Source organism: Holophagales bacterium (assembly GCA_016699405.1).
Lineage (GTDB): Bacteria > Acidobacteriota > Thermoanaerobaculia > Multivoradales > JAGPDF01 > JAAYLR01.
This window is the reverse complement of the sequence record CP064972.1, coordinates 4,039,321-4,065,762: the sequence shown is the minus strand read 5'-3', so window position 1 is coordinate 4,065,762 and position 26,442 is coordinate 4,039,321. Positions and strand designations below refer to the sequence as shown.

The 26,442-nt window shown below is 70.8% G+C and carries 22 protein-coding genes and 1 pseudogene; 15 read left to right on the top strand and 8 right to left on the bottom strand.

What is annotated here, in order from left to right; all coding sequences use genetic code 11:
- The first annotated feature begins 134 nt into the window (after nt 1-134).
- The 4 genes from IPJ17_16830 (at nt 135) to IPJ17_16815 (ending at nt 6,035) form a co-directional block, all read left to right on the top strand.
- Nucleotides 135-821: a GntR family transcriptional regulator gene (locus IPJ17_16830; protein ID QQR73129.1), complete on the top strand. Its 687-nt coding sequence runs from the start codon at nt 135-137 to the stop codon at nt 819-821.
- Between the two features lie 119 nt (nt 822-940).
- Nucleotides 941-3,643: a TonB-dependent receptor gene (locus IPJ17_16825; protein QQR73128.1), complete on the top strand. Its 2,703-nt coding sequence runs from the start codon at nt 941-943 to the stop codon at nt 3,641-3,643.
- 107 nt (nt 3,644-3,750) lie between these two features.
- Nucleotides 3,751-4,656: a cyanophycinase gene (locus IPJ17_16820; GenBank protein QQR73127.1), complete on the top strand. Its 906-nt coding sequence runs from the start codon at nt 3,751-3,753 to the stop codon at nt 4,654-4,656.
- The gene (locus IPJ17_16815) at nt 4,653-6,035 is read left to right on the top strand and encodes a CapA family protein (protein QQR73126.1); all 1,383 of its coding nucleotides are present in this window, start codon (nt 4,653-4,655) and stop codon (nt 6,033-6,035) included. The genes IPJ17_16820 and IPJ17_16815 overlap by 4 nt, the downstream gene beginning before the upstream one ends.
- 65 nt (nt 6,036-6,100) lie before the next feature.
- Here the strand turns inward: IPJ17_16815 and IPJ17_16810 are convergent, their stop codons facing one another.
- The 5 genes from IPJ17_16810 to IPJ17_16790 form a co-directional block, all read right to left on the bottom strand.
- A complete protein-coding gene (locus tag IPJ17_16810) occupies nt 6,101-7,744 on the bottom strand; it encodes a M20/M25/M40 family metallo-hydrolase (protein ID QQR73125.1) in 1,644 nt (547 codons plus the stop codon).
- Between the two features lie 22 nt (nt 7,745-7,766).
- The gene (gene menC, locus IPJ17_16805) at nt 7,767-8,930 is read right to left on the bottom strand and encodes an o-succinylbenzoate synthase (GenBank protein QQR73124.1); all 1,164 of its coding nucleotides are present in this window, start codon (nt 8,928-8,930) and stop codon (nt 7,767-7,769) included.
- Entirely contained in the window at nt 8,927-10,426 is a 1,500-nt protein-coding gene (locus IPJ17_16800) for a hypothetical protein (GenBank protein ID QQR73123.1), read from the bottom strand. The genes menC and IPJ17_16800 overlap by 4 nt, the downstream gene beginning before the upstream one ends.
- Nucleotides 10,427-10,457: 31 nt before the next feature.
- A complete protein-coding gene (gene yfcC / locus IPJ17_16795; protein QQR73122.1) occupies nt 10,458-11,888 on the bottom strand; it encodes a putative basic amino acid antiporter YfcC in 1,431 nt (476 codons plus the stop codon).
- A 75-nt stretch (nt 11,889-11,963) separates the two neighbouring features.
- Nucleotides 11,964-13,172: a M20/M25/M40 family metallo-hydrolase gene (locus tag IPJ17_16790; GenBank protein QQR73121.1), complete on the bottom strand. Its 1,209-nt coding sequence runs from the start codon at nt 13,170-13,172 to the stop codon at nt 11,964-11,966.
- Between the two features lie 275 nt (nt 13,173-13,447).
- On the opposite strand from IPJ17_16790, the gene IPJ17_16785 reads away from it, so the two are divergent.
- A complete protein-coding gene (locus tag IPJ17_16785) occupies nt 13,448-14,212 on the top strand; it encodes a ParA family protein (protein QQR73120.1) in 765 nt (254 codons plus the stop codon).
- 51 nt (nt 14,213-14,263) lie between these two features.
- On the opposite strand, the gene IPJ17_16780 is transcribed toward IPJ17_16785, so the two are convergent.
- From IPJ17_16780 to IPJ17_16770, 3 genes are read right to left on the bottom strand one after another with little or no spacing between them, the layout of a single operon-like run.
- The gene (locus tag IPJ17_16780; GenBank protein QQR73119.1) at nt 14,264-15,691 is read right to left on the bottom strand and encodes an undecaprenyl-phosphate glucose phosphotransferase; all 1,428 of its coding nucleotides are present in this window, start codon (nt 15,689-15,691) and stop codon (nt 14,264-14,266) included.
- Nucleotides 15,688-16,815 carry a glycosyltransferase gene (locus IPJ17_16775; GenBank protein ID QQR73118.1) on the bottom strand — a complete coding sequence of 376 codons (1,128 nt, stop codon included), beginning with the start codon at nt 16,813-16,815 and terminating at the stop codon, nt 15,688-15,690. Before IPJ17_16775 ends, IPJ17_16780 begins: the two co-directional genes overlap by 4 nt.
- Nucleotides 16,812-17,969 (bottom strand): glycosyltransferase family 4 protein, encoded by a 1,158-nt coding sequence (locus IPJ17_16770; GenBank protein ID QQR73117.1) that lies wholly within the window; start codon nt 17,967-17,969, stop codon nt 16,812-16,814. The genes IPJ17_16775 and IPJ17_16770 overlap by 4 nt, the downstream gene beginning before the upstream one ends.
- A 208-nt stretch (nt 17,970-18,177) precedes the next feature.
- On the opposite strand from IPJ17_16770, the gene IPJ17_16765 reads away from it, so the two are divergent.
- The 10 genes and pseudogenes from IPJ17_16765 (at nt 18,178) to IPJ17_16720 (ending at nt 26,428) form a co-directional block, all read left to right on the top strand.
- Nucleotides 18,178-18,660, top strand: a complete 483-nt coding sequence (locus IPJ17_16765; protein ID QQR73116.1) for a hypothetical protein — start codon at nt 18,178-18,180, stop codon at nt 18,658-18,660.
- On the top strand, nt 18,657-19,703 hold the full coding sequence (locus tag IPJ17_16760) for a glycosyltransferase family 4 protein (protein ID QQR73115.1): 1,047 nt from the start codon (nt 18,657-18,659) through the stop codon (nt 19,701-19,703). Before IPJ17_16765 ends, IPJ17_16760 begins: the two co-directional genes overlap by 4 nt.
- Nucleotides 19,704-19,710: 7 nt before the next feature.
- Nucleotides 19,711-21,159 carry a glycosyltransferase gene (locus tag IPJ17_16755; GenBank protein ID QQR73114.1) on the top strand — a complete coding sequence of 483 codons (1,449 nt, stop codon included), beginning with the start codon at nt 19,711-19,713 and terminating at the stop codon, nt 21,157-21,159.
- Nucleotides 21,156-22,433, top strand: coding sequence for a hypothetical protein (locus tag IPJ17_16750; GenBank protein QQR73113.1), 1,278 nt, complete (start codon nt 21,156-21,158; stop codon nt 22,431-22,433). Before IPJ17_16755 ends, IPJ17_16750 begins: the two co-directional genes overlap by 4 nt.
- Nucleotides 22,434-22,501: 68 nt before the next feature.
- Complete coding sequence (locus IPJ17_16745; GenBank protein ID QQR73112.1) at nt 22,502-23,035, top strand: DUF177 domain-containing protein; 534 nt, start codon at nt 22,502-22,504, stop codon at nt 23,033-23,035.
- 28 nt (nt 23,036-23,063) lie between these two features.
- Complete coding sequence (rpmF, locus tag IPJ17_16740) at nt 23,064-23,249, top strand: 50S ribosomal protein L32 (protein QQR73111.1); 186 nt, start codon at nt 23,064-23,066, stop codon at nt 23,247-23,249.
- 84 nt (nt 23,250-23,333) lie between these two features.
- Nucleotides 23,334-24,341 carry a phosphate acyltransferase PlsX gene (plsX, locus tag IPJ17_16735; protein ID QQR76208.1) on the top strand — a complete coding sequence of 336 codons (1,008 nt, stop codon included), beginning with the start codon at nt 23,334-23,336 and terminating at the stop codon, nt 24,339-24,341.
- A 44-nt stretch (nt 24,342-24,385) separates the two neighbouring features.
- Complete coding sequence (gene fabD, locus IPJ17_16730) at nt 24,386-25,345, top strand: ACP S-malonyltransferase (protein QQR73110.1); 960 nt, start codon at nt 24,386-24,388, stop codon at nt 25,343-25,345.
- 2 nt (nt 25,346-25,347) lie between these two features.
- Nucleotides 25,348-26,092, top strand: a pseudogene (gene fabG, locus IPJ17_16725) (3-oxoacyl-[acyl-carrier-protein] reductase).
- 93 nt (nt 26,093-26,185) lie between these two features.
- Entirely contained in the window at nt 26,186-26,428 is a 243-nt protein-coding gene (locus IPJ17_16720) for an acyl carrier protein (GenBank protein QQR76207.1), read from the top strand.
- Nucleotides 26,429-26,442 lie beyond the last annotated feature (14 nt).

The window sequence follows — 26,442 nt, the reverse complement described above, 5'->3', positions numbered from 1 at the left end:
AGGGGCCGAACGGGGGTCGTCTGCGGCGACCCGCCGGCCGTTTCCGTTGTCGTGCGCAACCTCTTGACTCGGAGCCGGGCTTGATGCAGGCTCGGGGGCGCATTCGATTTTATATCTAATATCGAAGATCCACCATGGCTCCCAGCCGCAACGCTCCCAGTCACCGGCAGTTGGCCCATTGGGTGGCCGAACAGGTTCGCGCCGAGATCCTCGAGGGGAAGGTGGCCCCCGGGGAATGGCTGCGCCAGGAGAGGCTGGCGGCGCAGTTCGGGGTCTCGCACATGCCGGTGCGGGAGGCGCTGCGTCAACTCGCCGCCGAAGGGCTGGTCGAGCACATGCCCTACCGCGGCGCGCGGGTGGTCCAATTCTCGGTGTCCGATGTCGAGGATCTGTACGCCTGTCGCGTCTTCGTCGAAGGCCTGGCGGCGCGCTATGCCGCCGCCGCGATCACCGACGACGAGGTCCGTGAGCTCGCCGACCTTCACCGGCGGATGATCGCTTGCAAGATGCCCAGCGAGCTTCCCGATTACCGCGAGCTCAATCGCCGATTCCACGCCGGCATCTTCACGGCCAGCCGGCGCTCCTACCTGATCCGCACGCTCGCCCAGCTCTGGGCGGCGTTTCCGACGATGCTCTGGAGCAACATTCCGCGCGTCGCGCGGGCCTCGACACCGGCCCGCGACGCCACCGACAACGACGAGCACGAGGCGATCGTGCGCGCCCTGACGGCCCGCGACCCCGAGGCCGCCGAACAGGCCCTGCGCCGCCATGTCGAGGCGGCCGGACGGGATCTGGTCTCGGCGATGAAGGGAGAGGACTGATGGACGCGCGCCTTCTGGTCTTTCGATTCCCAGGAACTGGCAACGGGGCGCCGGAACCGGGATTTCTGCAGCCCCGGCAGGGAGGAGCCATGATAGGAAGTTCGAGGATTGTCGCGGGAATGCTGATCCTGCTCGCCGGTCTGTCCGGAGCCGCGCTGGCCCAGGGCACCGTTTCCGGGAGCATCCAGGGCACGGTCAAGGCCACCGGCGGCGAAGCGCTGCCCGGCGCCACCGTCACCGTCACCTCCGACGCGCTGATCGGCGGGAAGGCGTCCGCGGTGACCGACGAGAAGGGCGGCTACCGCTTCCCGTCGCTCCCGGTCGGCGCCTATGTGATCGAAGCGAAGCTCGACGGATTCCTCACGGTGAGCCGTGAGGGCGTGCGCGTGCGCCTCGGCTCGGCGCTCGGCATCGATCTCGAGCTGCCGGCTTCGTCGGTCTCCGAGACCATCACGGTGAGCGGCGCGGCGCCGGTCATCAGCGTGGTGAACAACTCGGTCGCCACGAACTTCGACGCCGAGTTCATCGAGAAGCAGCCGCTGCCGCGGAACTACTACGCGATCATCAAGTCCGCTCCCGGCGTCAACGCCGACTACACGTCGAGCAGCGGCAGCGCGATGCTCGCCTACGGCGGCACCACCGAAAGCCAGAACGCCTTCACCCTCGACGGCGTCAACGTCGCCGACGCGGCGGCCGGTCAGCACTGGATCCTCCCCAGCATCCAGTGGATGGAAGAGATCCAGATCGGCGGCCTCGGCGCCAACGCCGAGTACGGCGGCTACACCGGCGGCGTGATCAACGGCGTGACCAAGTCGGGCGGCAACGTCACCAAGGGCGGGATCGAGGTCTACTACGAGCCGGCCTCGTGGGTGAGCAACAACGACCCGAACGGCGCCCAGCAGGAGTTCAAGTTCTCCGATTACACCGCGAGCCTCGGCGGCAAGCTGATCCAGGACAAGCTCTGGTACTTCATTTCGGGCGAGTACCAGCAGTCGATCACCACGCCGCTCGGCGCGCTGGCCACCTCGGACCGGAAGATCCCGCGCGTGCTCGGCAAGCTGACCATGCAGGCCAACGAGTCGAACCGCATTTCGCTGATGACGGAGTGGGATTCGGTGGTCAACGAGCGCCGCGGCATCAGCTCCGAGACGCTCGCCGAAGCCTCGTCGAAGCAGAAGGCGCCGGGCGTCTCGATCTCCCTCGGCTGGGAGGCCCTGGTCAACCCCAACAACTTCGCCAACCTCCGTCTGACCGGCTATGACGGCCGCGACGACTATCTGCCGTACCACGGCGAGAACACGCCGGGGCGGATCGACGAGAACACGGGCATCGCCTGGGTCAACCAGGACATCCGTGAGCTCAACCACCGCTCGATCATGACCCTCGACGGCTCGTGGAGCTGGTTCAAGGACGGCCTGTTCGCGGATGCCGACTCCCACAGCTTCAAGTTCGGTGGACTGATCGAGCGGGCCAAGTCCTCCGACCTCTGGCTGCGCAACGGCGGGTTCACCTACTACGACGACTCGTCTTCCTGCGATTCGTTCGCGGCCTACCTGGCCAACCCGAGCTGCGGCGCCTACTACAAGGAGCGTGGCTGGGGTGAGTACCGGGCGCATCCGAAGTACGACGGCCTGGCGCTCTATGCCCAGGACTCGCTGCGCCTCGACCGCGTGACCATCAACGCCGGCGTCCGCTTCGGCTCGTACCAGGGCGGGTGGCAGTCCGGGCACGGCGACTCGAAGGTCTACGACGAGTCGTTCATCGACCCGCGCATCGGGCTGGTGTGGGACGTGCGCGGCGACGCGCGGACGGCGATCAAGGTGCACTTCGGCCGTTACCACGACAAGATGTACACCTACCTCTTCGACCGCGAGGCTTCCGGCAAGGCGGTGGTCCCGGACCAGGATTGCTACTTCGATTCCGACACCGGCGCCTATGACGACTGCGACACCGCGACCACCGTCGCGGCGCGGATGGGGGCGATCGACCATCCGTACGTCGACGAAACGCTGCTTTCCTTCGAGCAGCAGGTCGGCGACACCATGGTCATCGGCATCGATCTCGCCGACCGCCGCTTCCGCAGCATCATGGCGATGGTCAACGCGAACAACGACTACGAGCTCTACACCGGCACGAACCCTTTGACCGGTGGGACCTTCCCGATCTACGACCTGGTCTCCGAGCAGGACTGGGTGCTGACCACCGACAACGGTGCCTATCGCGACTTCCGGTCGGCGACGCTGCGGATGGACCGTCGCTACGCTCATGGCTGGTCGGCCCGTGGCTCGGTGGTGTGGACGGACCTCAACGGCAACATCCGCAAGAACAACGGGTACGCCAACGAGTACCGCGACATCAACGGCCTCTACAACGCCGACGGCAAGCTCGACCTCTCGTTCAGCGAATGGGAGGTCAAGCTCTCCGGTGCCGTCGACCTGCCGCTCGGCTTCCAGGCGAGCGGTCAGTACACCTTCCTTTCCGGTTGGTATTGGACGCCGTACGGCCGCGTCTCCGGGCTCGACTACAACTGGCTCACCGGACGGGACATCAACCTGGTGCCGCGTGGCTCTGAGCAGCTGCCCGACCGTCAGCTCATCGACCTGCGGTTGGCGTGGGGCACCAAGCTCGGCGAGGCGATGCACATGACCGCCTCGGTCGAGGTCTTCAACGCCCTCAACGAGGACACCGTGGTCGACACCTGGAACCGCTACGGCACCTATCGCCTGTCGCGTGGAACCTGGACGCCGCGCTCGGACTTCGGCACGGCGTACCAGATCGAGCGCCCACGCGAGATCCGCGCCGGTCTGCGTTTCGAGTTCTAGGCGACGGACAGGGGACGCACCGGGGGCGGCGACCTCGCCGCCTCCGCACCATTCCGAGGGGCCCCTCCGACGACGGAGCGGGCCCCTTCGTTCTCCAGGGAGACGACATGATGCGATGGGCGGCAAGGACGGTGGTCGTCCTCTCGATGCTGGGAGCCGCGGTCCCGCTGGCGGCGATGGAAGCGCCGGTGTCGGCGACTGCGCCGACGGCCGGGTCGCTGGTACTGATCGGCGGTGGCGAGAAACCGCCGGAGGCGATGCGGAAGTTCGTCGAGCTCGCCGGCGGCGTGGAGGCGCCGATCGCCGTCGTGCCGACCGCGTCGAGCGAGCCCGACACCGGCGAGTACTACGTCAAGCTCTTTCGGGAGCTGGGCTGCAAGGACGTGGTGTCGCTCGAGATCCACCGTCCGGCCGACGCCCGCAAGCCGGAGCTCGTCGCGGCGGCGGCACGGGCGCGCGGCATCTTCTTCGGGGGCGGCGACCAAGTGCGCATCGCCACGGCCTTCTCCGGCAGCCCGGTGCTCGCCGCGATCCGCCGGGCGCACGCCGAAGGCGCGGTCATCGGCGGCACCTCGGCCGGCACGGCGTGCCAGAGCCCGCGGATGCTCACCGGCGAGGGCGACTTCAAGGTCGTTCGCACGCGGGCCGTGGAGCTCTGGGAGGGGCTCGGCTTTCTCCCCGGGGTGGTGCTCGACCAGCACTTTCTCGCCCGGCAGCGGGAGAACCGTCTGCTCTCGGTGATCCTCGAGCACCCCGAGGAGCTCGGCGTGGGGATCGACGAGGACACCGCGATCTGGGTCCGGCCCGATCGGACGTTCGAGGTGATGGGCCGCAGCGCGGTCATCGTGATCGACGCGCGCGGCGCCGCCGTCGATCGACGAGAGAGCGAGAGCGGACAAGACTCGCTCGGCGTTCACGACCTGCGTGTCCACCTGCTCCTCCCCGGCGAAGTGTTCGACCTCGAGACGCGGCAGGTCGTGCCGCCCGTGCACCGTGCGGAGGGGGGACGATGATCGCTCTGACGCGTGTTGCCGCTGGATCGGCGCTGGCCCTGGTGCTCGGCGGCGCGGGCGCTCCGCCTCGCACCGCGGCTCCGGTCGAGACGCCGCGAACCCGGGCGGGCGAGCTCACCTGGGATGCCCGACTTTCGGTCGAGCACCGGCGGATCCACCCGCCGGCGCCGGCCGAGAGGGTCGACTGGGACGCGCGGATCGACGCCCTGTTGCGCGAAGAGCCGGGCGACGTCGTCGTCACCGCCGTCGGCGACATGATCTTCAATCAGCAGATCAGCCAACTGCCGGAGCCGGATCACCGCAACCTCCTGCGGATCCTGCAGGAGGCCGACATCGCCTACGGCAACCTCGAGTTCTCGATCAACAGCCGGCCCGAGCTGCAACGGCCGTTCTACAACTTCCGCACCCCTCCGGAGTTCGCCTGGGAGGTCGCCGCCATCGGCATCAATCTGGTGAGCCTGGCCAACAACCATGCGCTCGATTTCGGGCCCGAAGGGCTCGCCGAATGCCTGACGGCGCTCGATCGGGCGAGCATCGACCACGCCGGAGCGGGGCGAACGCTCGCCGCGGCGCGCGCCCCGGCGACGGTGCGACCGCAGAGCCGGTTGACCCGTTTCGCGCTGCTGTCGACGATGCGCTATTGGACGAACCGGTACCGTTGCGGCGATGCCGCAGCGCCCTGTCTCTCGACGATCGACCCGGGCGAGATCCTGGTGGCGAAGCCCGGCGGGGGCAGCGAGACGGTCGAAGGGCCGCTGCTCGCCGATGTCGAGCAGTTCGAAGACGACGTGGTGCTCGCGACGCGCCATCACGACGTCGTCATGGTCTCGCTGCACAACCACGACGTGAGCCACCATCGGGCGTACGGCATCCAGGACCGGACGCCGCCGAACGACGAGCTCATCTATCGGCGCGCCGTCGACGCCGGAGCCGCGCTGGTGCTCGGCAGCGGGCCGCACGTGCTGCGCGGGATCGAGATCTACAAGGGCCGGCCGATCTTCTACAGCTTGTCGAACTTCATCTACCAGTACCGCACGCCGGACAAGATCCCGATCGACCTCATCCACCAGCGCGACGGCGAGATCGAGCGGCCGACCAACCTCTCGGTGTGGGATCGCCGCGACCCGGTCCGGATCTTCGAGGGGGTCGTGGTGCGGATGACCTTCCACGAGGCGAAGCTCAAGCGGGTCGAGCTCGTGCCGTTCACCATCGACGACGAAGGGCCGCTCTACGGTGTGCCTCGGCTGGCCAATGCCGAGCGGTCACGCGAGATCATCGCCTTGATGCAGCGGCTCTCGGCGCCGTACGGCACGACGATCGTCGACCGCGGCTGGTACGCCGAAGTCGCGCTCGACGGTCCGCCGCGGGAGTCGCACTAGAGGGCGGGCGCTGCCGGCGACGATGCGGGGACGCGCCGCGTCCGCCTGCGGTGTCCGAGGCCTGCCTACCGGTTCGCCAGCTCCCGGGCGGTGACGAACGCCAGACGGGCGACGCGCTGGACCTGGGCGACGTCGAGAGCGTCGGCGCGATCGGCAGGCTCGTGGTAGGCGGGAAAGAAGTTCCCGAAGAAGCGGACGAACGGAATCTCGCGCCGCGCGAAGCCGCGGTAGTCGCTGCCGCCGTGCTTGCCGTCCGTGCGATCGAAATGCAGCGTGAGCCCGGTGGCCGCCGCGGCTTGACGCAGCGCCGCATCGAGCTCCGGACGTCCGCTGGGTACCCCGGGCTCGACGAAGTCGGCCGGTGCGAACGACTCGAGGAAGCGCTTGCCGTCGGGCACCTTCGCGTCGGCGACGAGCTTGGCGATCTCCTCGGGTAGCCACGGGTGGCCGATCATGTCGAGATTGAGATACGCCGCCGTGCGGGCGAGCGGCCAGCGCGGCGCCCCGAGATAGAAGCGCGAGCCGAGATGGCCTTCCTCCTCTCCGGTCCAGAAGGCGAAGACCAGCGTCCGGCGCGGCGGCTGCGCTGCCTCGGCGAAGGTGCGAGCGATCGCCAGCAGCGCCGCGACCCCGGAAGCGTTGTCGTCGGCTCCCGGGTAGATCCGGCCGTCGCGGACCCCGAGGTGATCGTAGTGGGCGCCGAGCACGACCGCTTCGTCGCGCCGCGCCGGATCGCTGCCCGGAATCACCCCGAGGACGTTGCGCGCCATCACGGTGCGCTCGACCGAGTCGATTCCGAGCTCGACGGACACGCTGGCGAGCAGCCCCGGCAGCGGCACGACCTTGCCCGATGCCCGGTCGCCGAGCAGCGCCGCAGCGACCGCCGGGGAGAGGCGGATTCGCGGCGGCGCCGGGCTTTCGCCGTCGTCGACGAACGGTGCGAAGGCGCCCTCGGCGGCGAGCTCGCCGCGAGCGAGTCGCGGGGCAAACTCATCCTTCTCGATCACCAGGAGGGCGAGCGCCCCGAGCTCGCGGGCGAGCTCGAGCTTGGCGTCGTCGCGCTCCTCCTCGTCCGCCGCGTCGTAGCGCGACGTGAGGGCGGGGGTGTGCCAGGCGTCGCCGTCGGGCAGGCCCGCGCGGACGAGGACCAGGCGGCCGCGGACATCGAGACCGCGATAGTCGTCGCGCCCGAGCGCCGGCTCGCGCAGGCCGAAGCCCGCGTCGACGACCGGGCCGCGCAGCTCCGCGGAGGCCGCGGCGGGCAGGAGAAGGTCGACGCCGGAACGGAAGGTGCGGCGCGTGACCGTCTCGCCCGACGAGCGGACGACGGTGAAGGTTCCGGAGGCCGGCTCGAGGCGACGGAGCGGCAGCTCCTGGAAGTACGAGGGGCTCCCCCCCGACGGCACCGTGTCTCCCAGGGGGGCGATCCCGGCGAGGCGGAGTTGGGCGGCGAGGTACTCCGCAGCCGCGTCGAGCGGCGGGGTGGCGAGGCCGCGGCCGGCGAGAGCCGGCGAGGCGAGGTAGCCGAGGTGCGCGGCGATCGTGCCGGTGTCGAGCTGCCGCAGCTCCGACGCCAGCGGCTCGGCGACGACGACCGGTGACGGGCGGACGAAGTCGTCCGCCGCGACGGCGGGGGTCTGCGCGTCGAGGACGGCCGGCGTCAGCGCCGCGACGGCGAGCGCGAACAGCGCGAAGGGAGAGCGGTTCATGGTCACCTCGAAGGAGTCGGGTTCAGCGCAGGCGCTCGCGATGCAGGGTGAAGCGCACCAGCCGCTCGGGGACGACCTCGACGCCGAGCCCGGCGCCGCTCGGCACGGCGATGAAGCCCCGGTCGTCGAGCGTCACCGGCGGCTCGACGAGGTCTTCGTGGAAATAGCGCCGCGTTTCGGAGGTGTCGCCCGGCAGGGTGAAGCCGGGCAACGTCTGCAGGTGGATGTTCGCGGCGCGGCCGAGACCGGTCTCGTCCATGCCACCGGACCAGACCGCGACCCCCTGTTCCATCGCGTGCTGCAGAATCCGCATCGACTCGAGCAGGCCGCCGACACGACCCTGCTTCAGATTGAGGATGCGACAGCCGCCGAGGGCGATCGCCGCCCGCGCGTCGGCCAGGTCGTGGATCGACTCGTCGAGGCAGAGCGGCGTGGCGAGCCGCCGCTGCAGCAGCGAGTGCTCGTAGAAGTCGCTGTAGGAGAGCGGCTGTTCGATCATCGTCAGACCGAAGGCGTCGAGCTGTGCGAGGTGCTCGCCGTCTTCGAGCCGATAGTCGCCGTTGGCGTCGACCATCAACGGCAGGTCCGGGTAGCGCTCGCGCACGGCGCGGACGTACGCGACGTCCTTGCCGCGCTGGATCTTCATCTTGACGCGGTGATAGCCGGCGGCGACCGCCTCGTCGACCGCGGCGAGCAGTGCCGCGGGGCTCTCCTGGATCCCCAGGCTGATGCCGGAAGGGATCGGTTTTCGCGACGCGCCGAGCAGCTCGTGCAGCGGCAGGCCACGTTGCCGCGCCGCGAGGTCGAGGAGGGCGTTCTCGATCGTCGCCTTCGCCATCGCATGACCGCGCACGTGGTGGAACCGGCGATCGAGCTCGCCGAAGCTGATCTGCGGCTCGACGAGCGGCAGGAGGAAGTCGCCGAGGATGTGGCGCGCGGTCACCGTGGTTTCGGGGCTGTAGAACGGGTCGGGGTCGGCGACGCACTCGCCCCAGCCGACCGCCCCGCCGCCTTCGAGGCGCAGCAGCAGCGCCTCCTTGCAGGTCCAGGTCGCCGCGCTGATCGAGAAGGGGGCGACGAACGGCAGGCGCACGACGAGCGCCTCGATCCCCTCGAAGCTCGGTAGCGGCAGCGCCTCGATCGCGGCGATCGACGCGGCGAGCCGGCTCGTCGACGCGGCGCTCATCGCATCACCCGCAGGACCGGGACGGCGCCACCGGGGGCGACGAGGCCACGGAAGCTCGGCACCTGGTAGAGGCCGTAGAGCGAGGTCGGCTCGAGGAGCAGCGCCGCCCGCACCGCGGCCTCGCCCTCCAGCGGGATCCACAGGCTGCCGGGCGGCAGCTCGCGATGCTGCGGCGGCTCGCGCCGGACGATCTGTCGCCCCTCGTAGCGCGCGTAGACCTCGTCGAAGTCGTCCTCGACCCGCAGCAGCGTGCACGACTCGGCCTCGACAGCGCGCGGGGCCGCCAGCCGCTCGAAGGGGATGGCGTGGCGCTCGAGGAGCGCGGCGAACGCCGAAGCGCCCGGCGATCCGCCCTCGACGGCGTAGGCGAGCGGCGTCGGCACGCTGCGCTTGACCACCAGGTCGGTCATCAAGTTGGGCGTGGCGACCTCCACCGTGCGGCCGGTGGCGAGCTCGAGGACGGGGAAGCTCGAGACCCGGTCGGCGGCGTTGGCCCAGAAGTAGTTGGTCGGCACGAAAGCCGGGAGCTTGCGGCTCTCGGCCCGGTCGAGGGCGCCGAGGGCATCGTGGTGCAGCGAGGCCTCCTCGACGACGCCGCGCAGCAGGGCGAGGTAGGCGTGGACGCGAGCGCCGAGCTCCTTGGCTTCGGCCTCGGGGCCGCGCCGTGCGGCGGCCTCGGCGATGAACGACAGGCCGCCGTAGGCGCCGACGGCGTTCATCGCCGAGTCGAGGTCGGGTGCCGAGTGGCGCTGTTCTTCGTCCGGCGGTACGCCGCCGACCCAGTAGCGGAGGAACCGGTGTCCGGCGCGCTCGACGGCGGACTGGGCGACGCCGATCCAGCGCCGGGCTTCGCCGACGGTGGCGCGGTCGAAGAGGGGGTTGTTCAGTGCGTCGAACGTGATGTCGGGCCACTTCGCCCACCCGCGCGCCGTCCACCTCTCCGCGTCGCGGGCGAACTCGTGGCAGTCGACGGCGAGATGGGGGCGCACCCGCTGCACGACGCGATGGAGGGCGAGCGTCTCCGGCTGCTCGAGCGCGAGGTGGTCGCGATTGAGGTCGGCACCGGCGGCGTTCACACGCGTTCCGGCCTCGGCTCCGTCCGGATTGACCATCGGCATCACCCAGAGCTCGAAATCGGCGGGAAGGCGCTCGGGATCGCGCACGATGTCGCGCACCAGGAAGAGCAGCGCGTCCTTGCCGGAGACTTCGTCGCCGTGCTGTTGGGCGTAGAAGAACAGGCGCCAGCGTGGGCTCTCGCTGCGTCGCAGTCGGGCGAGGTAGAGCGTCCGCCCGCTGCGGCTCTGGCCGGCCGCGGTGAGCTGGAAGGACGGGCTGCCCTCGAACGAGTGGAGCAGCGTCTCCATCTCGCCGTAGGAGGTCGTGCGGGTGAGCTGGCTCGGCTCTTCCGGAAGGGCAGCACGGGCATCGCGGAGCGAGCCGAACAGCAGCGTGGCGGAGCAGGTGCTCAGCAGGAGCGGGCGAACGAGGCGCTTCATGCGGGATCTCTCCGGCCCTTTCCGTGCCGCCTCAGAACGGGCCCCAGTGCATCAGCACCGGCGGCACGAGCAGCAGCAGGCTGATCACGACGAGCAGCCCCATGAGCGGCAGGAACCAGCGCGCCCAGGTCTCCCACGGGATCCTCGCCATGCCGAGGACGCCCATGGTGACCGCCGAGGTGGGGAGGATCGGGTTGACGAATTCACAGAGCTGGAAGGCGTAGACCATCGTCTGCCGTGTCAGGCCGACGAGGTCGGCGAGCGGCGCCATGATCGGCATGGTGAGGGCGGCCTGCGCCGTCCCCGAATGGATGAAGAAGTTGATCACCGACTGGATGACGAACATCACCTGCGCGGCCATCACCTGCGGCAGCCCGGAGATCGCTCCCGAGCTCGCCTCGAGGATGGTGTCGAGGATGCGGCTCTCCTGGGCGATGATCAGCAGCGCCCGGCCGCAGGCGACGATCAGCGAGACGTTCACCATGTCCTTGGCGCCGGCGACGAAGGCGGCGGCGATCCGGTCGCCGTCGAGCCCCGCCACCACGCCCATCAGCAGGCCCATGGTGAGGAACAGCGCGCCGATCTCTTCGATGAACCACTGCTTCTCGAGGATGCCCCACACCAGCGCGACCATGCTGGCGAAGAAGATCAGGAAGACGATCGCCCGCCGCCAGCCGGGCAGGCGGGACATCAGGTCGTCCGGACCGGCGGTCGTCGCGACGGCGGCCTCACGCGTCCGGTCGAGGGCGTAGACCGGGCTCGACTCGGGGTGGCGCTTGATCCGTGCCGCGTAGACCATCACCCAGGTGGTGACCGTGGCGGTGCCGACGAACCAGGTGAAGACCCGGTAGCCCAGTCCCGAGTAGAGCGGCAGCCCGGCGAGCCCCTGGGCGATGCCGACGGTGAACGGATTGAAGAACGCGGCAGCGAACCCGGCGGCCGCACCGAGGAAGGGGATCGAGACGCCGACGATCGAGTCGTAGCCGAGCGAGAGCGCGAGCGGCACCAGGATGAGGACGAATGGGATGACCTCCTCGGCCATGCCGAAGACCGAGCCGCCGAGCGAGAAGAGGATCATCAACGCCGGGATCATCAGCTTCTCGAGGCGTGGTCGGGTGGCGAGCGCCACGGTGATGCGCCGGATCGCCGATTCGACGGCTCCCGTCGTCTGGATGACGTTGAACGACCCGCCGATCAGCAGCAGGAAGGCGATGATCAGGGCGCCGTCGAGGAAGCCCTTGATCGGTGCGAGCGCCAGCCACTGCGGACCGAGGTAGACCTTCTCCACCTGCTGGTAGGTCCCGGGGATGGTCACCTGTCGCCCTTCGCGCGCGACGCGCTGGTACGCACCGGAGGGCACGATCCAGGAGAGCACCAGCACGAGGACGATGAGCGATCCGACGATCACCAGCGTGTGCGGCATGCGGATCGCGCGGCCTTCGGGGCGGGCCGTTTCGGACATGGCGGGTGAGTCTCCTCTAGGTCGCGGGAGAGCCGGCACCGGTTCCCGTGTGCGGCATCGGAGCGGAGGACGGGTCTAGAGCGTCGCCAGCAGGTCGGCGAAGAGGACGATCCGGCGCTCGAGCGAGTCGAGGTCGAGGTACTCCTCGCGCGTGTGCATCCCCTCGCCGACCGGGCCGAGGCCGTCGACGACCGGAATGTGGGACGGGTCGGTGAGGTAGTTGGGAAACGAGATGCCGCCGCGGTCCTCTTCGACCTCGAGACGGAAGCCGCGGGCCGCCGCGAGCTCGACGGTGCGGCGCACCAGCGGTTCGCCGGGACCGTGCGGGTCGACCGGAGGCACGGCCATGCCGAGCTCGAAACGGGCGGCGACCTCGCGCTCGGCGGCGATGCGCTGCGAGAGGGCCGCGAGCTCGTCGAGCACCGAGGCGGCGTCGGCGGGATTGAGGTAGCGCGCCTCGCCTTCGGCGACGGCGCGGTCGGGAACGACGTTGCGCTGCCGCGACGTGCCGAGCATCGCGTGGTTCTCCGCCAGGCGGTCGACGAAGTCCGCGGTGCCCGCGACCAGGCGGCCGACGTTGACGGTCGGCCGTCCGCCGCGTCGCGAGAGCCCCTGCGCCAGTTGGCACCACTCGGCGGCCGCGGCGAGCGCCGAGCGGCCGTTCCACAGCGCCAGTCCGGAGTGCGAGGCGCGCCCGGTGATCTCGAGTCGCCACTCGGTCAGCCCGCGTCGCCCGGCGACCAGGGTCTCGCCGTCGCCTCGCCGTTCGCCGGGTTCGATGACCAACACGGCACGGGCGTGCTCGCTCCACTGACGGACCGCCGGCCCCGAGATCTCGCCGCCGACCTCTTCGTCAGGGACGGCGACCAGCACCAGGTCGGCCGGCGGACGCTCGCCGCGCGCGGCCAGCAGGTCGAGCGCGCCGACCATCATCGCGAGGCCGCCCTTCATGTCGAGGGCGCCGGTGGCGATCAGTCGACGGTCGACGCGTTGCGGAGTGATGGCCGGCAGGACGGTGTCGAGGTGACCGACGAGCAGCAGGTGGCGCTCGCTGCGCTCGGGGCCGCGGGCGACGAGCAGCGGCTGGAGAACTCCGTCGGGGTTGCGCTCCTCGCCGATGGCGGCAGAGAGTCCTCGGCGCTCGAGCTCCGTGGCCAGGCGGGTCGCGACCTGGCGCAGTCCGTCGGCGTTCCCGCTCTCCGACGAGATGGCGCAGAGCTCGGTGAGCAGGCTCTCGGTCGACTCGCGGATCTCCTCGGAAACTCTTCTCTCCGTCGCGCGCATCACCCCTCCCGCGGAGCCTTCATCTTACCTCGCGTGACGCTCGCATGTCCCAGCATTCTTAGCCCTTTCCGCGGTTTTCGTCGCGTTCTTCGTGGAGCTCTCGCGCGGCCGCGCGGCGCGGGTTCGGAGGCCGCGCCGATCTCGGCCGCCGCGGCCGATCGCTCCACGAACGGGGGGCGCGAAAAGCCCGCGCGCCTCTAGTCACGCGGTCGGGCAGGGGGGTACACTTGCGCCATTGCCGCGTCGCGGCATGGAAGCCGTCCCGGGGGTGGCCGATGCGCCGAGTGGTGTTCAACAAGAAGGGCGGGGTGGGGAAGACCTCGATCGTCTGCAACCTCGCCGCGGTGGCCGCCGCGCGCGGTCGGCGCACGCTGGTCGTCGACCTCGACCCGCAGTCCGACTCGACGCGCTACCTGCTCGGTGAGAAGGCACCGGAGACCGCGCCGACGCTCAAGGACTACTACCAGGACTCGCTCGGCTTCTCGCTTTTCGGCGAGCGGGCCCTCGGCGACTTCGTCCATCCGACGGGCGCCCGGCGGCTCGACCTGCTGCCGGCCCATCGCGAGCTCGACGGCATCGAGGACAAGCTGCAGGCTCGCTACAAGATCTTCAAGCTGCGCGACGGGCTCGCCAAGCTCGACTACGACGAGGTGTTCATCGATACGCCGCCGGCTCTCGGCTTCTTCACCATGTCGGCGCTGGTCGCCGCCGAGCGCTGCCTCATCCCGTTCGACTGCGACGACTTCTCCCGCCACGCCCTCTACCTGCTCAACGGTCACGTGCGCGAAGTGGCAGCGGACCACAACCCGGGCCTCGCCATCGAGGGGATCGTGGTCAACCAGTTCGACTCCCGCGCCCGTCTGCCGCAGCGCCTGATCGACGAGCTCGAAGGCGAGGGCTTCCACCTGCTGCGCCCGTTCCTCTCCTCGTCGGTCAAGCTGCGCGAATCGCACCAGGCGGGCAAGCCGCTGGTCCAACTCGCGCCGCGCCACAAGCTGACGGGGCAGTTCGAGGAGCTCTACGACAACCTGAAGGGCTGAGCGAGTGGCCGAAGGGGCCGCTCTGCCGGCGGACGGCGCCGGGGCGGCTCGTCAGTAGGCGTTCTGGCGGATCCCGTGGCGGAGGGTCATCCACAGGATCTTGAAGTCGAGGGAGAGCGACCAGTTCTCGATGTAGTAGAGGTCGTACTCGAGGCGCTTGCGGATCGAGGTGTTGCCGCGCCAGCCGTGGACCTGCGCCCAGCCGGTGATGCCGGCCTTGACGCGATGGCGGACCATGTACTGCGGCAGCCGCTGCTTGAACTCCTGGACGAAGACCGGGCGCTCCGGCCGCGGCCCGACGAGGGACATGTCGCCGCGCAGGACGTTCCACAGTTGCGGGATCTCGTCGAGCGACCAGTGGCGGATGAAGGCACCGACGCGGGTGCGCCGCGGGTCGCCCTTGATCGCCCAGACCGGTCCGGTCGTCGCTTCGGCGTTGCGCCGCATCGAGCGGAACTTCCAGATCATGAACGAGCGGCCGTCGAGCCCCATGCGCTCCTGGTGGAAGAAGATCGGGCGGCGATCCTCGATCCAGATCGCCAGCGCCACGAGGCCGAAGATCGGTGCCCCGACGAGCAGGCCGGCCGCCGAGAAGGCGATGTCGACGGCGCGCTTGACCAGGCTGCTCCAGCCCTGGAGCGGCACCTGGGTGAGGTTGATCACCGGCGTGCCGTCGAGGTCCTCGAGGGCCGCCTTGAGCGTGGCGTACTGCAGGATGTCGGGAACGAGCTTGATCTCGACGCACTCGCGACCGACTTCCTGGAGCAGCCTCATCGTGCGGCGATGGGCGTCGAGCGGCAGGGCGACGTAGATCTGGTCGATGCGGCGTTCCGCCACCACGCTCTCGGCGGCGCGCGTCGGGCCGAGCACCGGCAGCCCTTCGTAGGTCGCTCCGACCTTGTTGGGATCGTCGTCGAGGAAGCCGACGACCTCGAAGCCGAGCTCGCGGTGGGAGACCAGCTTGATGGCGATCTCGCGACCGAGCTTGCCGGCACCGACGACGAGGATGCGCTGATGGTGGAAGCCGGCGATCCGGGCGCGCTGGCGAAGCGCACGTAGGCCGGTGCGGACGATGACGACGCACACCACTTCGAGCGCGGCGAAGAGGGCGAGGAAGGCGCGACTGTAGGCGAAGGGATCGGGGCTGCCGCTCGAGCCGGGTGGCCGGTACCAGGTGGCGAGGCCGGAGAGGATCAGCGTGCCGAGGACCACCGCCAGCAGCACGGTGAGCGCCTCGTCGACGCGGCTGCGCCCGCGGCGCACCTGGTAGAGACCGTGGAAGTGGAAGACGATCGGGAAGAGCAACAGGACGCCCGGCAGTACCTCGAGGTAGCGGTTGAACTCCGGAACCGTCTTGGTGAGCGGGATGACCTCGAGCTCGAAGCGAAGAAGCCACGCCCCGAGGAACGCCGCCAGGGTGGCGACGAGATCGCCCGTCAGATTGAGGGCCGCCGAAAGGCGGTGTCGTTGTTGAATCACGCGTTGCGAACTGGGCGATTCGGAGCGACCGCGGCCAGGATGGACCGCATCCGCTCGGTGAACCGTTCGGCCGAAAAGGTCTCGGCCCGGCGTCTCAGGTTCGATTGATTGAACTCGATCCGGCGGGCCTTGTCAATGCTGGCCGCAAGGGCCCCCGTCTCGTCGTCGTCGGCCTCGTACAGCACCCCGTGGACGCCGTCCTCGACAATGTCGAGCACCCCGCCGGCCCGCAGGGCAACCATCGGGGTGCCGCAACCGAGCGCTTCCACGGTGGCGATCCCGAAGTCCTCGATCCCCGGCTGCAAGGCCATTTCGGCTCCGCGGTAGAGGTCCCGGAGGCGTTCGGCCGGCACACTGCCGAGCCATTCGGTCCCGGGGCCAGCCAATCGCTCCAACCGCTCCCGCTCGGGTCCGGTTCCGACGACCTTCAGGGGGATACCGGACCGGGAGGCGGCGGCGAGGGCGACCTCGATCTTCTTATACGGAGCCAGAGCCGAAACCATCAGTGCGTACCCGGAAGAGGACGCTTCCCCGGGGGTGAAGAAGCCGGTCTCGACCGGCGGCGGGACCACCTCGGCCTCCCGGCCGTAGTAGCGCCGGATGCGCTGGGCGACGAAGCTCGAGTTGGCGAGGAAGCGATCGACGCGCGAGCTCGACGCCACGTCCCACACCCGCAAGGCCGAGAGCACGAGGCCGCGCAGGTGCGCCACCAGCCCGGTGCGGCGAGGGAAATAGGCCCGTTCCTGATCCCAGGCGTAGCGCATCGGGGTGTGGCAGTAGCAGACGTGGACGGCGCCGGGCGGCGGCAGGATCCCCTTGGCCACACAGTGGCTGGTGCTCACCACGAGGTCGAACCCCGAGAGGTCGAGCTGCTCGATCGCCGCTGGAAAGAACGGCAGGTAGTGGCGGTACCACCGGGCCAGCCCCGGGGCTCGTTGCAGGAAGCTGGTCTCGATGGGATGCGACTCGAGAGCGGGCGAGACGCTCCCCGGCAGGTGGAAGAGGGTGTAGATCGGCGCTCCGGGCGCCAGCTCGGCGAGGCGCTCGAGGACCTTCTCGCCCCCCCGCATCCCGGTGAGCCAGTCGTGGACGAGCGCCACCTTGGGGAAGGGAAAGGCCGTCACGACACGGCTCCGGCAGGCCCGGGAAGCAGGCGACCGAGGGCTCGCGCGTAGACGGCGAGGGTCCGGCGGGCGGTCAGCTCCCAGGAAAACTCCCGGGCGCGCTCGTGCCCCCGGGCAGCCAGCGATTCGCGCCGGGGCGTGTCGCCGAGACAGTGGGCGATTCCCGCGGCGAGCGCTTCGACGTCGAGCGGATCGACGAGGTGCGCGCAGCCCCCCGTCAGCTCGCGCAGGGCGGGGACGTCGGCGGCGAGGACCGCCGTCCCGGTGGCCATCGCCTCGAGCACGGGCAGCCCGAAGCCCTCGTACAGGCTCGGAAAGAGGAAGAGCGTCGCGCCCTGCAGCAGCGCAGGCAGGTCGGCGGCCGGGACGTGGCCCAGGATCTGGATCCGCTCTCCCAGGCCGCTCCGTACAGTTTCCGCCGCCAGCTCGGCGAGCTCGCGGTCGCGCGCCCCGGCGAGCACCAGGCGCGGGGGCTCGTCGCCCCGGTCGACGAGCCGGCGGTAGGCGGCCAGCAGTCGGGCGAGGTTCTTGTGCGGTTTCGGGTTGCCGAGGAAGAGCAGATAGGGCGTCGCGACACCGAGAGCGGCCAGCCGGGCGCGGAGCTCGGACGTGCCGACCGGCCGCAGAAAGGCTGCGTCGAGCCCGTTCGGCACCACGTCGATGCGCGATTCGGCGAGACCCAGCTCGCGTTGCAGGTCGGCGCTCGTCGCCTGGGAGACGGCAATGACGCGACGCGCCAGGCGCGCCGCGCGCCCGAGCATCAGTCGCGCATAGAGCAAGGCGACGCGGCCCGGTAGGTGCTCGGGGAAGAGCAGGTGGATGAGGTCGTGGACGGTGACGACGCAGGCGGACGGAAGCGCTGCGGGAAGGCTGTAGTGGGTGGCGTGGTAGAGGTCGAGCGGGCGCCGGCGCAGACTCCAGGAGAGGCCGATGAGCTCGCGCAGACTGTAGCCGGGCGCTTCGGCGCGCAACACCTCGAAGTTCGAGGGCAACGGCGGCAGGTGCGGCTCGCCGGCACGGCGGACGAAGACGACGAAGCGGTTCTCGTGGTCGAGGCGGGAGATTCCACCGAGCAGCCCCTGGACGTAGGTGCCGATGCCGAAGTCGCCCAACTTGCGGGCGTCGATGCCGATGGTCGCCGGCGACGCCGTCATGCGCGACTCGCGCGGTCCCAGGAGGCGCTGCCGAGCGCGCGACAGCCCCGCGTCGCGACGCGGGAGGAGGCGTGGGCTCGGATGGGGGAGAGGAGGGGCACGAGTTGCGCTTTCCCGGGGGCCGACGGCCCTCCTCGCAGTCTACGACAGCCCCCGGCTCCGCGTTGACCGGATGCTAGAGTTCCGGGCTCGGCGGCGGAGAGCACGGATGATGGAAGCGCCCGAGCGAGAGGCGATCGACGAGAACGAGCGTGTGGCCAGCGTGCTGGCTCAGCTCAAGGCCGGTCTGCGCCAGAGCCAGGGAGAGCTCGCCAGCCTCGGCGCGGACCCCGGCATCGACGACGGCCGGCTGGCCCGGCTCTGGGCCCTCGGTCAGCTCACCGAGCCGCCGTGCGAGTCGCCGCGGCCGGTGATCGGTCGTGCTCTCGTGGCACTGCGCCGCGCCTTCTTCGGCCTCTTCGTGCGCTGGTATGCGGCGCCACTCCTCGAGCGGCAGAACGAGCTCAACGCCGAGCACCTGCGCGTCCTCCGGGGGCTGCTCGTCGAGCTCGCCGACCTGCGTCGGCAGATGGCCGAGCCCGGGCGCCGCGCCGAACAGGCCGAACGCCGCCTCGCAGTGCTCGAACGACGGCTCGAGCGGGTCGAGCCGGGCGAGCGGACCCGCCAGGCGGGGGACGGGGAGCGGGGTTGAGCGCGCGCATCGTCATCTGCGGAGCGCAGGTTCCCTTCGTTCGCGGCGGCGCCGAGACCCTCTACGAGTCGTTGCGTGACGAGCTGCGGCGCCGCGGCCACGACGTCGAGATCGTCACGCTGCCCTTCAACTGGCGCACCCGGACGACAACGCTCAAGAGCGCCTTCGCCTGGCGTCTGGTGGACCTCGACGAGGTGGCGGGTACGCCGGTCGACCTGGTCATCGCCACGCGCTTCCCGACCTACCTCGTTCGTCACCCGAACAAGGTGGTCTGGCTGATCCACCAGTATCGGCAAGCCTACGACCTGCTCGGCACCCCCTACTCGGATTTCTCGGACTCGCCCGACGATCTCCGGATGCTCGAGATGATCCGCGCGATGGACCGCCGGGCGCTCGGCGAGGCCCAGGGCCTCTTCTCGATCTCCGCCAACACCGCCGAGCGGCTGGAGCGCCACAACGGCCTCGTGGCGACGCCGCTCCATCCGCCGCTCAAGCTCGGCGACCGCTACCGCTGCGGGTCAGCCGGCGACTACGTGTTCGCCGTCGGCCGCCTCGACCCGATGAAGCGCTTTGACCTGCTCGTGCGCGCTCTCGCCTGCACGGACACGCCGGTGCGCGCCGTCGTCGCCGGCGAAGGGCCGGAGCTCGAAACGTTGCGCGCGCTCGCCGCCGAGCTCGGGGTGGCCGACCGGTTCGAGCTCCCGGGGCGGATCGACGACGAGGAGCTCCTCGACCGCTACGCCGGGGCGCTCGCCGTCTTCTACGCCCCGTTCGACGAGGACTACGGCTACGTGACCGTCGAGGCCTTCCGCTCGGGCCGACCGATGCTCACCACCGCCGACGCCGGCGGGATCCTCGAGTTCGTCGTCGACGGCGAGAACGGCTACGTCACCTCTTCCGCCGACCCGTCGGCCCTCGGCGAGCGGATCGACCGGCTCTTCCGCGACCGGGCGCTCGCTCGTCGCCTGGGAGAGTCGGGGCGCCGGCGGGTCGCCGACGTCACCTGGGACCGGGTCGTCGAGCAGCTCACCGCGACCCTCTGAGCCCACGATGCCGTTCGCCGAATCGACTCCGCCCGGCCGCTTGCGCCTCGCCTACGTCAGCCCGCTGCCGCCGGACCGCTCGGGCATCGCCGACTACAGCGCCGACCTGCTGCCGGCGCTCGCCGCAGCGGCCGAGGTCAGTGTCTACCCGGAGGGCGAGGCGCCGCCGGCGGTCGACCTCGGGGGCATCGCCGGCTTGCGACCGCTGGCGGCGCTCCCGGAGGACGTCGCCGCCGGCCGCGTCGATCGGGTGATCTACCAGCTGGGCAACTCGGCGGCGAGCCACGCCCGGACCTTCGCGTTGCTCCATCGCCTCCCGGGGGTGGTGGTCCTCCACGAGTACCTCCTGCACCACCTGGTGCGCGAGCTGACGGTCGCCCAGGGCGACCGCGCCCGCTACCTCGAGGAGCTGCGCTACTGCGCCGGCAGCACCGGCGAGCGCGCGGCGCGCTCCCTGGTCGAACACGGGCAAGAGCCCCGACCCTGGTCGTTTCCGCTCTTCGAGCGGGTGGTCGATGCCAGCGAGGCGGTTCTGGTGCACTCCGAGTTCGCCCGGCGGAGGATCCTCCAGAGCCGACCGCTGGCCCGGGTGGGTGTGGTGCCGATGCCCTGTGCGCTCCCGGTCGGAGGGAGCGATCGTCTCGCTGCCCGCCGGCGGCTCGGACTGCCGCCAGAGGTCCCTCTCGTCGCCTCGTTCGGCTTCGTGACGCCGCAGAAGCACCTCGAGCCGGCGATCGCCGCCTTCGTTCGTTTCCGCCGCGAGGTTCCCGAGGCGCGCTACTGGATCGTCGGAGAAGTGTCGCCCTACTACGATCTGGCGGGCGTCGTCGCACGCATCGCCGGACCGGGCGAGAGCGGCATCACCGTCACCGGACGCGTCGAGCTCGACACCCTCCACGATGCGATGGCGGCCTGCGATGTGGCGCTGAACCTTCGCCATCCGACCGGCGGAGAGTCGTCGGCGACGCTCGTGAGGTTGCTCGCCCTGGGCCGGGCGGTGGTGGTGACCGACGCGGGCTCGTTTGCCGAGCTGCCGGCCGGTTCCGTGGTCTTCGTCGCGGTCGACGAGCAGGAGGAACAGCACCTGCTGGCGATCCTCCGGCGTCTCTTCGCCGATCCCTCCTTGCGCCACGCGCTGGAGCGCAACGCCGCGCGTCTGGCGGAGCGGGAGCATCGGCCCGCGGCTACGGCCCAGCGCTACCTCGAGGCGCTGGGGCGGTTTCCGCCGCGAGCTCCGAGCCCGGTCGTGCCGCCGCTTGCGCCGACGGCGCCGGGCGCGATGGAGGTACGGCTGCTCGGCGAGCTGGGGGCCGAGCTCGCCGATCTCGGGCTCGGTGAGGACGACGAGCCGCTTCTCGTCGAGCTGGCGCGGGCTTTCGTCGGGCTCGACCTGGATCGTGTGGCGAATCGGCGCGACGTCTCGCCTGCCGCCGAGCGCGGGGAGGTGGTGCGATGAGGCGGACGCGTCGTCGACGGCCGTGGCGCTGGGCGCTCGTCGCCGGACTGGTCGCCGCGACGGCAGGTCACTTGGCCTTCTGGTACTCGCCGCGCGAACGGGAAGGGACGCCGGAGGTCACCGGCCGGGAGGCCGCTCTGCTCGCTGACCTCAGCTACCCGCTCCGACTCTGGATCCCCTATCCGCATCAGAACCTCGGCGCTCTCGCCGCCGAGGTGGGAGATCTCGACGCCTGGATCGCCGCGGCGTCTCGGCTCGCCGGCACCCAACCCCCGCGTCTCCCGCGTTTCGGGCCGTTCCCCTTCCCTCCGGGGAGCGCCCTGGTGGTGGCGGCCGATCCGGGCGCAGCGCGACTCGCCGTGGTCCTCCATGCGTACCCGACGGTCGCGGCGCTCGCCCGGGCCGCCGGCGCGGTGGCACGCAACCCGTGGCTCGGTGGGGGAGCGGTGGAGGTCGGCGGTCGCCCGGCCCAGGTCGCCTGGGTCGGCGTCCGCTGGACGCTGACCGTCGGTGCCCCGCCGGAAGCGGTCGCCGACGGGACGAGCGACCCGATACCGTCGCTCGGCCGCTTCGTCGCCGGCTCCGCGGCGGGGTGGCTGCCAGCCGGCGCCTACCGGATCGAGCGGGTGGAGGACGGGCTCTGGCTCGCCGAGACCGCCCCTCCGGCAGGTCTGAGGGCGAGGCTCCAGCGATTCTCCGCGCCCGGGTTGGCGCTCGCGGTGACCGAGGGTGCCCTCGGTGGCGGAGCCCGCGCGCTGGCGGTCTGGGCGCCGAAGGGGGCGAGCGGCGAGGCGGCGATTCCGGCGATCGCTTCCCTCGCGCGGGCCCCTTCGGAGCGTTGGCGCCTGCCGGGCGAGAGCTTCCTGGCGCTCGCCGGCCGCCGGCCGCCGAGCCGCGAGCGCGACGGATGGACTGCCACCGCCTTCGAGTCGTCGGTGGCCGAACGCGCCGCCGGAATCGCCGGCACGCTGGGCGAGGCCCGCGATGCGCTGCTCCCCGCCGCCGGGGGGCGGCTCGTCTGGGCGAATCCGGCGCGGCTCGCCGCGGCCGCCGGTGGCCTCGCCGATCTGCTCAGCCAGATTCCCCTGTTCGGCCCGAGCGAAAGCGGTCGCTGGCGCGATCTGCAGGCGGTGCTCTCGCCGCTCGCCGACTGTCAGGAGGTGGCGGCGGTGCTCCCCGCGGCGTCGCCGTCGCGCTTTGCCGGTGCCGTGGCGGAGCCGGGAATGGGGGCGCCGGCGGCGCTGCTCCTTTGCGGGTCGGCGCCGCCTCGTTGAGCGAGCGTCGCGTTGACACCGGGGCCCCGTTGCCATAGCCTTCGCCGGTTCGAAGGCCGGTTCGTCCGATGAAGATCCGCTTAGAGTCCGTTCACGACGAACCGTTCCGCTGGCAGGAGTCCGTCGAGATTCCCGTCGCCGGTCTCGAGCGGTCGGAGGTCCTCGGCCTCTCGCCGGTCGTCTGCGAGGGGAGAATCGTCCGGACCGATCCCGGTTTCCTCCTCGATGCGCGCCTGGTCTGGGAACAGACCGTGACGTGCGATCGCTGCCTCGTTCCGTTCACCGAGGCGCGCGAGGAGCGGGTCGAGGCACTGCTGCTTTCCGGGCCGAGAAAACCGGTCGCCGGGGAGCACGAACTGCAAGACGAGGACTTCGGGGTGGTGCGGGTGGAGGGAGAGATCCTCGAAACGGAGCCGCTGATCGCCGAGCAGGTACAACTCAGCCTGCCGGTCAAGCCGCTCTGCCGGCCGGACTGCGCGGGGCTGTGCCCCGGCTGCGGCGCCGACCTGAATTCCGAGCCGTGCCGGTGCGAGAGCAAGCCGACCGACCCGCGCTGGGCGGCGCTCGCGGCGCTCCGCGGACGCCGGGGCGAAGGGGCCTGAACGCCCCGCGACGAGAGGTGGAACGACCATGCCGAATCCGAAGCGACGCCACTCCAAAGCCCGCCGTGACAAGCGGCGCGCCCACGATGCCTTGACGGCGCCCGCCGTCTCGACCTGCCCGACCTGTCAGGAGCCGAAGCTCCCGCACCGCGTCTGCCCGCACTGCGGAACCTACCGCGGCCGCGAAGTGGTGCAGGTCAAGGGCAACCAGTAGTCCGGCCCGGCTCGCCGCCGGCGCCTCCACTCCGGGAGCCGCCTCCAGGTGCACGGAGAATCGCTGTGGATCGCGGTCGACGCCATGGGCGGCGACCACGCCCCGGGTGAGATCGTCCGCGGCGCGCATCGCGCTGCCGTGGAGGATGGCGCTCGCCTGCTGCTCGTCGGCGATCGCGCCCGGCTCGAGCCCGAGCTCGCCCGCCTCGGCAATGCCGACGGGCGGCTGGAGCTCTGCCATGCCGAAGAGGCGGTGGGCATGGACGAGCCGGCGATCACCCCGATCCGTCGCAAGCGCCGGGCCTCGGTGCGCGTGTGCGCCGAGCTGGTGCGCGACGGCCGCGCGCGGGCGATGGTCACCGCCGGCAACACCGGCGCGGCGATGATCGCGGCGAAGATGGTCATCGGCACCGTCCCGGGAGTCGATCGTCCCGCGCTTGCCGCGGTGCTGCCGAACCGGCGCGGGCGCACGGTGCTGCTCGACGTCGGGGCCAACGTCGACACCAAGCCCGAGAACCTCCGCCAGTTCGCGGTGATGGGACACTTCTACGCCCAGGAGATCCTCGGCACGGCAGCGCCACGCCTCGGCCTGCTGTCGATCGGCGAGGAGGAGGCCAAGGGCAACGACTTCACCCGCGAGGTGTTCCGCGCCCTGAAGGACTCCGGCATCCACTTCGTCGGCAACGTCGAAGGGCGCGATCTCTTCACCGGCAGCGTCGACGTGATCGTCTGCGACGGCTTCGTCGGCAACGCGCTGCTCAAGGCGGCCGAGGCGATGGCCGAGCTGCTCGCCGACATGATGCGCGAAGAGCTGGCGCGCAGCTCGCGCACGCGCATGGGCTACGCGATGGCGCGCCCGGCCTTCCAGGCTTTCCGTGAACGGACCGACTACCGCGAGCACGGCGCTGCGCCGCTGCTCGGATTGCAGGGCGGTTGCTTCATCGCCCACGGCCGTTCCAACGCCCGCGCCGTGCAGAGTGCCGTGCGGCGGGCCGGCGAGTTCGCTGCGGCGAATCTCGACGGCAAGATCCGCGACAAGGTGGCGCTGCTGCATCGTGCCGAGCTTCGCCTGCGCGGCGAGGCGCCCGCCTGAGCGCGCGCGCCGACGCAACGACGAGACACGGAGGGAAGTCGACGATGGCCAACGAGGCCCCACGCTTGGCGTTCGTGTTCCCGGGACAGGGCTCGCAGAAGGTGGGCATGGGGAAGGCCTGGGCGGAACGCTTCGCCGCGTCGTCGGCGGTCTTCGCCGAGGCCGATGCCGCGCTCGGTCTGTCGCTCTCGGCGCTCTGCTTCGAGGGGCCGGAGAGCGAGCTGCAGCTGACCGCCAACACCCAGCCGGCGATTCTCGCCGCGTCGATCGCCATGGCGCGCGCCGTCTCGGCGACGCTCACGGAGCTTGCGCCGGTCGCCGTGGCCGGCCACTCGCTCGGCGAGTACACGGCCCACGTGGCCGCCGGGACCCTGTCGCTCGGCGACGCGTTGCGGCTGGTACGGCGGCGCGGCGAGCTGATGCAGCAGGCGGTGCCGGTGGGGGTCGGAGCGATGGCGGCTGTGCTCGGACTTGCCCCGGAGGCGGTGGCCGAGGTGGCGGCTGCGGCGGCGGGGGACGAGGTCTGCGCGGTGGCGAACTTCAACTCGCCCGAGCAGTCGGTGCTCGCCGGCCATCGCGGCGCGGTCGAGCGGGCGATGGGGCTCGCCAAGGAACGCGGCGCCAAGCGGGCGCTGCCGCTGCCGGTCTCGGCGCCGTTCCACTGCGCCTTGATGCGACCGGCGCGCGAGGGACTCGCCCCCGACCTCGCTGCCGCGCGCTTCGCCGATCCGCGCGTGCCGGTGGTGACCAACATCGACGCGAGCCCGGTGACGACCGGAGCGGCCGCTCGCCAGGCGCTCGAACGGCAGATCGACGGTCCGGTGCGCTGGACCGAGTCGATCCGCTTCATGGCGGAGTCGCTCGGCGTGGAGCTCTTCGTCGAGATCGGCCCCGGTTCGGTGCTCGCCGGGCTGATCAAGCGCATCGCCCCGCAGGCGCGTACGATTTCGATCAACGAGCCCGACGGGATCGACCGGCTCTCCGAGCAGTTGACCGCGAGGTGACCATGTTCCGACTCGACGGCAGGACCGCACTCGTCACCGGTGCTTCGCAGGGGATCGGCGAAGCGGTCGCTCGCCGGCTCGCCGGCAGCGGCGCCCGTCTGGTGCTGGCGGCGCGCAATCGCGCACGACTCGACGCCCTGGCCGCGGAGATCGTCGCGGCGGGCGGGGAGGCTCACGCTCTGGAGGCTCGATCTCGCCGCTCCGGCCGCTGTCGGCGAGCGCCTGCGCACCATTCCCGAGCGCTTCGCGGAGATCGACGTGCTGGTCAACAACGCCGGGATCACCCGCGACAACCTGCTGCCGCGCATCTCGCTCGAGCAGTGGGACGAAGTGCTGCGGACCAACCTCACCGGTGCCTTCGCGGTGACGCGGGAGCTGGTACGCGGAATGATCCGCCGGCGCTGGGGCCGCGTCATCTCGGTCTCGTCGGTCGTCGGGCTGATGGGCAACGCCGGGCAGGCCAACTACGCGGCCGCCAAGGCGGGCCTCGTCGGCTTCAGCAAGTCGCTGGCGCGCGAGATCGCCAGTCGGAACGTCACGGTCAACGTCGTCGCCCCGGGCTACATCGAGACGGCGATGACCGCTGCGCTGCCCGACGCTGCCCGTCAGGCGCTCTTTGCCCAGATCCCTCTGGCGCGGATCGGCGCGCCCGACGACGTGGCGGCGGCGGTGGCCTATCTGGCGAGTGAAGAAGCGGGCTACGTCACCGGTCACGTGCTCAACGTTTCCGGCGGTCTATACATGTAGAGGAGCGCCCGCGCGACGTGGACTCCGGCGCGCGGGATGTGCTAGAAACTTCAGGGCGCCTTGGCGCGAACCCCCCCTAGGAGGACGACACCGATGTCCGTCGCTGAGAAAGTGAAGAGCATCATCGTGGAGCAGCTCGGAGTTGAAGCCGACGAGGTCACCTCCGAAGCCAGCTTCACCGAGGATCTGGGCGCCGACTCGCTCGACATCGTCGAGCTCGTGATGGCTTTCGAAGAGGAGTTCGGCATCGAAATCCCCGACGAGGATGCCGAGAAGATCGGCCGCGTCTCCGAGGCGGTCGCCTACATCGAGAAGCACAGCCCCGAGAAGAGCTGAACGCCTTTCGGGCG